6 protein-coding genes are annotated in these 6,143 nt (G+C 67.4%); 1 reads left to right on the forward strand and 5 read right to left on the reverse strand.

The annotated features are described in order from the left end of the window. From OR16_RS37800 to OR16_RS37815, 5 genes are all read right to left on the reverse strand, one after another. Window positions 1-2,364, reverse strand: a 2,364-nt coding sequence (locus OR16_RS37800; protein ID WP_006164509.1) for a bifunctional diguanylate cyclase/phosphodiesterase, incomplete at its 3' end; no start/stop codon positions are given. A 189-nt stretch (window positions 2,365-2,553) separates the two neighbouring features. Next, window positions 2,554-2,799, reverse strand: a complete 246-nt coding sequence (locus OR16_RS44770; protein ID WP_192816488.1) for a hypothetical protein — start codon at window positions 2,797-2,799, stop codon at window positions 2,554-2,556. A 75-nt stretch (window positions 2,800-2,874) separates the two neighbouring features. Beyond that, the gene (locus OR16_RS44775) at window positions 2,875-3,090 is read right to left on the reverse strand and encodes a hypothetical protein (protein ID WP_192816489.1); all 216 of its coding nucleotides are present in this window, start codon (window positions 3,088-3,090) and stop codon (window positions 2,875-2,877) included. Between the two features lie 91 nt (window positions 3,091-3,181). Next, the gene (locus OR16_RS37810) at window positions 3,182-3,427 is read right to left on the reverse strand and encodes an H-NS family nucleoid-associated regulatory protein (RefSeq protein WP_006164512.1); all 246 of its coding nucleotides are present in this window, start codon (window positions 3,425-3,427) and stop codon (window positions 3,182-3,184) included. A gap of 222 nt (window positions 3,428-3,649) precedes the next feature. Further along, complete coding sequence (locus tag OR16_RS37815) at window positions 3,650-4,708, reverse strand: DNA-binding protein (RefSeq protein WP_006164513.1); 1,059 nt, start codon at window positions 4,706-4,708, stop codon at window positions 3,650-3,652. 144 nt (window positions 4,709-4,852) lie between these two features. On the opposite strand from OR16_RS37815, the gene OR16_RS37820 reads away from it, so the two are divergent. Further along, the gene (locus OR16_RS37820) at window positions 4,853-6,073 is read left to right on the forward strand and encodes a tyrosine-type recombinase/integrase (RefSeq protein ID WP_006164514.1); all 1,221 of its coding nucleotides are present in this window, start codon (window positions 4,853-4,855) and stop codon (window positions 6,071-6,073) included. The last annotated feature ends 70 nt before the right edge of the window (window positions 6,074-6,143 follow it).

Genomic DNA, 6,143 nt, shown 5'->3' on the forward strand with positions numbered 1-6,143 from the left:
GTAGCCGGTGCCGAAGTCGTCGAGCGCGATCTCGATGCCGGCCGCCTGGAAGCGGGAGAGCTGGTCCATGACATCGGCATTCTGCTCCATCAGCGAGCCTTCGGTGATCTCGATGACGAGGCTGCCCACCGGCACGTTCCTGCGCTCGATCATGCTGGACCAGGACTCGGGCCCGCTCGCAGGCGCGCAGAACTCCACTGGTGATTTGTTGACCGAGATCTGGAAGCCCTTGCCCAGCAGCACCTGCCAGCGCGCAAGCTGGTTTAGCGCTTCCGTCAGCACCCAGCGGCCGATGTCGATGATGAGGCCGGATTCCTCCGCAACGGCAATGAAATCGGCCGGGTGGATCGGCCCGCGTACCGGATGGTCCCAGCGGATCAGGGCCTCGGCCTTGCAGACCTTGCCCGTGCGCAGATTGACAATGGGCTGGTAGTGCAGCGCGAACTGCCCGGACGCCAGCGCCGTGCGCAGGTCCTGGGTGATTCGCAAGCGCTCCCTCTCCGCCTGCAGCAGCGCCTGGGTGAAGACCTTCCAGCGATTGCGGCCCTCCTCCTTGGCGGCAAACATCGCCTGGTCGGCGCACACCAGCAGGGCCTCGGCGTTGTCGGCGTCCTTGGGATAGGTCGCCACGCCGATGCTGGCCGACACCACCACTAGCTCGCCGGCCAGGCGGTAAGGCGCGGCAATCCGCTCCAGGATCGTCTGGGCAATGCCCCCGGCAACGCCGGCATCGCCCACCGCGGGCAGGATCACGGTGAATTCGTCGCCGGCCAGCCGCGCCACGGTATCCGACGCGCGCACCGATGCCGCAATGCGCCGCGCCGCCTCCAGCAGCAACAGGTCTCCCTGGTCGTGGCCGAGGGTATCGTTCACCTCCTTGAAGCGATCCAGGTCGATGAACAGCAGCGCCAGCACATCCTGCGTGCCGCGCGAACGCTCGATCTCCTGTTCCAGCCGGTCGAAGAACAGGCGGCGGTTGGGCAGATCCGTGAGCGCATCGAAATTCGCCTGGTGCCGGATGACTTCCTCCGCCTGGCGCTTCTCGGTCATGTCATGGATCAGCGCAACGCGGCGGCGCTCGCCATACGCGTGGGCCAGGTAGGTATCCACGGTCAGGTAGGCGGGAAACTCGCTGCCGTCCTTGCGGCGAATCGACAATTCGCCGCTCCATCTGCCCTTGGCTGCCACGGTGGCCCGCAGGCGCTCGACCAGCCCTGCCGCATTGCCTGCCCCGCTGACGCTATAGCCCGAACGGCCCTTGACCTCCTCGACCCTATAGCCAGTGGCGGCGGCAAAGGCCGGATTCACGTCGATGATGGTGCCATCGAGCGACGTCACCACCATGGCCTCGCTGCTGGACGAATAGACCAGCGAAGCCAGCCGCATCTCCTCCATATGGCGCCGTCGCTCCCCCATGGAGCGGCGCAGGCTGTAGTACAACAGGCCAAGCAGCAGCGTGGAAGCAATGGCACCGGCCAAGGCAACGCGGCGATAGACCTCGTAGGGCGCCAGCACCAGGCCGACCGACTCGCCCACCACGAAATTGAGCCCGAACTCCGGCGCACGGTAATAGCCGAAGACCCGCTCCACGCCTTCGGAGCCCGACACCGCCCGATAACTACCAGACTGGGGCGACTCGCTGGCGAGGTACGGCCTGCTGCTGACCGCCCTGGCCAGCGCGCCCTCCAGGGCCGGCACGCGCGCAAGGACCTGGCCGGAAGTCTTGATGACCGACGCCACTTCGCCATCGCGGTTAGTGAACGTCTGCGCAAAGCTGGCGAACTGCTCCGGACTGACCGAGACCACGATGACCCCGTCGAAGCTGCCCGCGCGCAGGATGGGACGCGTGAACTGGATCGACCATTTGCGCGAGACCTTGCCCTTCACCGGGTCGCTGATGAACAGCATGTCGCGCCCGCCCGCATTCTGATGGACCCGGAAATGCTCGCGCCCGCTCAGGTCGACCTTCTCGCCGGGCGCGGGCGGGGCGATGGACGAGTAGATGAGCAGGCCATGCTTGTCGATCACCGACACCTGGAACGACAGGTCCACCACCAGGTTCTCCCGCTCACGCACCATGTCGACGAACCCCGGCTGGCCGACCAGCCAACTGGCCCGCAGGTCGAGGAGGAACTCGGACAGCCGCAGGATGCTGGATTTCGAGTACGCGCCGAACGCCCGGGCCTCCGCCTGGGTACGCTCCGCGGCGTCGTGCAGCAAGCGGTCCCGCTCGCTCACGAGCTGAAACGCCGCGAACGCCCATGTTGCAATCAGCCACGCCGCCGCCACTAGGTTCAACGGGGAAAAGACCTGGCGCAGGCGCTGCAGCGCCTTGCCATATCGGGTGATCGAGCGTTCTGGCATCAAATGGGTATCGCAGCGCAGCGAAGAATCGACGTCGATAACAGGCTAGTCGATGTCGGCGAACCCGACAAGCGGCACGCACTCTAGTCCCGTGCTCACCGCGTGGAACCGGGCCGGCGTCCCTCGCGCGCCGCAGCCAGCCTGGGGCTAAGGCGCAGTCTACCTTGAACTGCCCCATGGCTTGCCCAACTAGCCTGCCCCAGCCAGTAGGGCATCCAGTCGCCGCCGCATCTCGCCGGCCCGGTTCTGCAACTCCACCATCTCCAGTTGCAACAGCTTCTCCAGCGGGGTCGCGCCGTCCTGCCCGCGGCCGCCGAGGTGCCGCGCCACGAACTCGATCGCGGTCTCGGTCTGCGCGAGGCGGCGCCCATAGACCGGCTCGTGGTGGGTGATGCGGTTGCGGGTCTGGTAGATCGATTCGAGATGGCTAGCCACGGCCGCCCGCGACACCGACTTGTCCGGGAAGACGCGCTTGAGCGCCGGCTTCCACAGCGCGTGGTCGTAGTCGCCTCAGAAAAGGCGCTTCCAGAAATACATGGTCAGCTGCGCCACCACCTGCCCCATGGGGACCGGGATCGCGGCCTGCCTAACCTTGGACAGTTGCACATGGGGAATGCCGGCGGGAGCGACGCCAAAATGATCGGTCAGTCGGTCGCAGACCGCGTTGCGTAGGGCGATCTCGACCACCGCCGTGACCGTCGTCAGGGAGGCGGCAAGCCGCAGCATCTCAGGGTCAAAAACAATAAATCGCATGGCGATACGGCTGAATTGCCCGATTTGCCTCAGCGAGCGTTAGGAAATCCCGGCCATCCCTTCACTAGACCCGGAAATGTTCCACGGTCTGCCCGGCATTAATTGCCCGCAGCAGCCACTCCGGCATGGCGCCGCGGCCGTCCCAGCCCTGCCCCTGCGCGTTGCGGTAGCGCACCGCCCCAGGCGGTGGTGCCGGCGGCGGCTCGGCAAAGCAGCCCGCGGCCTGCAGGTGGGACAGGGTCAGGCCTTGCTGGGCCATCTGGATGCGGATCCAGGTGATCGCTTGCGCGCGCTCGATTTCGATTGACATGGTGTAGGTGAAGAGATTTGGGGCGGCGCCGGATCCTGCGTGGTGCCGTCTTGTGGCAGCGTTCCGGCGGAATTCCGCGCCGGCGGGAGGACGTGGTCGCCCTCGCTGCTTAAATTTTATTCAACTCCGCTGACGCCGTCGGCCCTCAGCCTGCGAGCGGCTTGTCCACAGTCTTGTCCCCTCGCGCCGTGGATAAATTCCATCCAACACCTCCAGCGCCCCTCAGGCCGGCCGGGGCCTGAACTTGGTGCGCGTCGCCGGCGCCCGGCGCCTGGGCGACACCAGGCGGCGCATCGCAGTGGTCTCCACTTCAGCGCGCTCGGCCCGCCGCAGCGCCGCTTCGAGTTCGGCTCGCAGGTCTGCCTGTGCCGCCTCGCCATGCTCAAGCGCCTGCCCCCTCTGCGCCGACAGGCGGCCGAGCGTGTCGCGCTCGGCCTGCAAGCGCGCCCGTTCCTCGGCACCGGTCACGGCCGTGTCCTGCGCCCTCGCCTGCACCGCCGCCAGCTCAGCACGCAATTCTGCCACCGCCTGCTCGGCCTTCTGTCGCAGCGTACGCTCCTGGTCGATCTCGCGCAGCGCGCGGCGCTCGGTGGCGCTGGCCCGTTCCTGCGCCACCGCCACCTGCTCGCGGGTACGTTCCAGGTCCGCCGAGAACTGCGTATGCATCTCGCCCAGTTGCCGCTCGAGCGCCTCGATCTGGCGCCGGCCTTCCTCCTGACGCGCCTGCGCGGCCGCGTGGGCCTGGCGCTCGGCCTCCAGTTCCCCCTGCAGCGCCGCACGCGCTTGCCCTGCCGCGTCGAGTTCAGCCTGCGCTGCCGCCGTCTTCTGCTCAGCCACCACCACCGCGGCCCGCGCCAGGTCGCGCTGCGCCTCCGCCTCGCTCGCCTGCAGCCGCGTTTCGGCCCGCAGCGTGGCCAGTTCGCCGGCGGCGGCCTCGTTGGCAGCCTGCCAGATCGATTGCACGGCATTGGCGGCGATCGCCTTGAGCGCGTCCGGCAGCTCGGGGTGCGCGATGGTCACGTGCATCTTGTCGCGCAGGTCTTGCCAGAACTGCGCCAGCACCTCGGTCGGCGTGCCCATGCTGCCCTTGCGCACCAGGCCGTAGAGCTTGTTGGCGGTGGGCGTGATGCCATAGCGGAAGAACAGCAAGGCACAGACCTCGCGGTAGAGCGCGCGGGTCTCCGGGAACTGCGCGCGCAGCGCAGCGACGTCGGCGGCGAGATGGGCTTCGGGAGCGGCCTCACTGGGCATGGGCGGCGGGGATACGGGGCTGGCGGTCATGTTCAGGGGATTGGCATCGTCGATTTACTAAAATATTACTACGTAATACGTAAAATTATCGAATAAAAAGCCAGTTCTTTAGACATAAGTACAATTCTGTCTATAATTATGTCTCACCTTGAGAAAAAGACACCCGCCGCACCGATGGAATCCAGCCAGCTGTCCCACACGGCCTTCACCGCCTTGCCGGCCACCCCGATCGAGCGCCTGCACCTGCCCGCCGCGCTGTCCGGCGCCGCCGGCAGCAACCGGGCCCGCGGCGGCACCCCGCAGATCTCGGCCGCCGACGATCTGGCCGCCGTGACGGCCTGGCTGGCCCGGTACGCCGACACCCCCGCCACCCTGCAAAGCTATCGGCGCGAGGCCGAGCGCTTGCTGCTATGGGCCGTCCTGCAGCACGGCAAGCCGCTGTCGTCGCTCACGCATGAGGATTTGCTGTGGTACGAGCGCTTCCTGGCCGATCCGCAGCCGGCCTCGCGCTGGGTGATGGCGTCGCGCAAGAAGCTCGCGCGTGGCGCGCCAGGGTGGCGGCCGTTTGCCGGGCCGCTCTCCCCGGTCAGCACGCGCCACACCATGGTGATCCTCAATGGCTTGTTCGCCTGGCTGGTCGACGCCGGCTACCTGGCCGGCAACCCGCTCTCGCTGGCCCGCAGCCGGCGCAGCCCATCCAAGCCGCGCATCACCCGCTACCTGAGCCACGACATGTGGCAAGCGGTCAAGGACGCCATCGACGCCATGCCGGGGACGCGCGACGCTGCGACCGAGCGCGAGCGGCTGCACGCGGCGCGCTGCCGCTGGCTGCTCACCGTGCTGTATCTCGGCGGCTTGCGGGCAGCGGAAGTGGCCAGCACGCGCATGGGGGCATTTTTCTGCCGCCGTGACAGCCACGGCCTGGAGCGCTGGTGGATGGAGGTAACGGGCAAGGGCGACAAGACGCGGCTGGTGCCGGCCACCGATGAGCTGATGGTGGAGCTGGCGCGCTATCGCAGCGCCCACGGCCTGGCGCCGAGACCATTGCCAGGCGAGGATCGCCCGATCCTGCTACCGATCATCGGCAAGGAAAAGCCCTTGTCGCGTGGCGCGCTGCATCTGGTGCTCAAGGAAATCTTCGCGCTGGCCGCCGAGCGGCTGCGCGCGCGCGGACCCGATTGGGAAAGCCGGGCCGAAGTGCTGGCCGGCGCCTCGGCGCACTGGCTGCGCCATACCGCGGGCTCGCATATGACCGACCAGCAGGTCGACCTGCGCTTCGTGAGGGACAATTTCGGGCATGCGTCCATCGCCACGACCAGCGCCTACCTGCATGCGGAAGACGATGCGCGGCACCAGGCCACGCAGGAACGCCATCGGATCGGGTGGAAGCGCTAGGGCTAGGCCGCCCCCTGCTGGCCTTCCTTTTATTGCGGTCGGGGGTAAAAACCTACGGAAAAACATCCCG

The sequence above is a fragment of the Cupriavidus basilensis OR16 genome, from assembly GCF_000243095.1.
In the GTDB taxonomy this organism is placed as follows: domain Bacteria; phylum Pseudomonadota; class Gammaproteobacteria; order Burkholderiales; family Burkholderiaceae; genus Cupriavidus; species Cupriavidus basilensis_D.

Bases quoted from the DNA above. Each gene is read 5' to 3' on its own strand.
- OR16_RS44775 (WP_192816489.1), bottom strand. From the start codon at position 3,090: ATGCTGCGGCTTGCCGCCTCCCTGACGACGGTCACGGCGGTGGTCGAG.
- OR16_RS37810 (WP_006164512.1), bottom strand. From the start codon at position 3,427: ATGTCAATCGAAATCGAGCGCGCGCAAGCGATCACCTGGATCCGCATC.
- OR16_RS37815 (WP_006164513.1), bottom strand. From the start codon at position 4,708: ATGACCGCCAGCCCCGTATCCCCGCCGCCCATGCCCAGTGAGGCCGCT.
- OR16_RS37820 (WP_006164514.1), top strand. From the start codon at position 4,853: ATGGAATCCAGCCAGCTGTCCCACACGGCCTTCACCGCCTTGCCGGCC.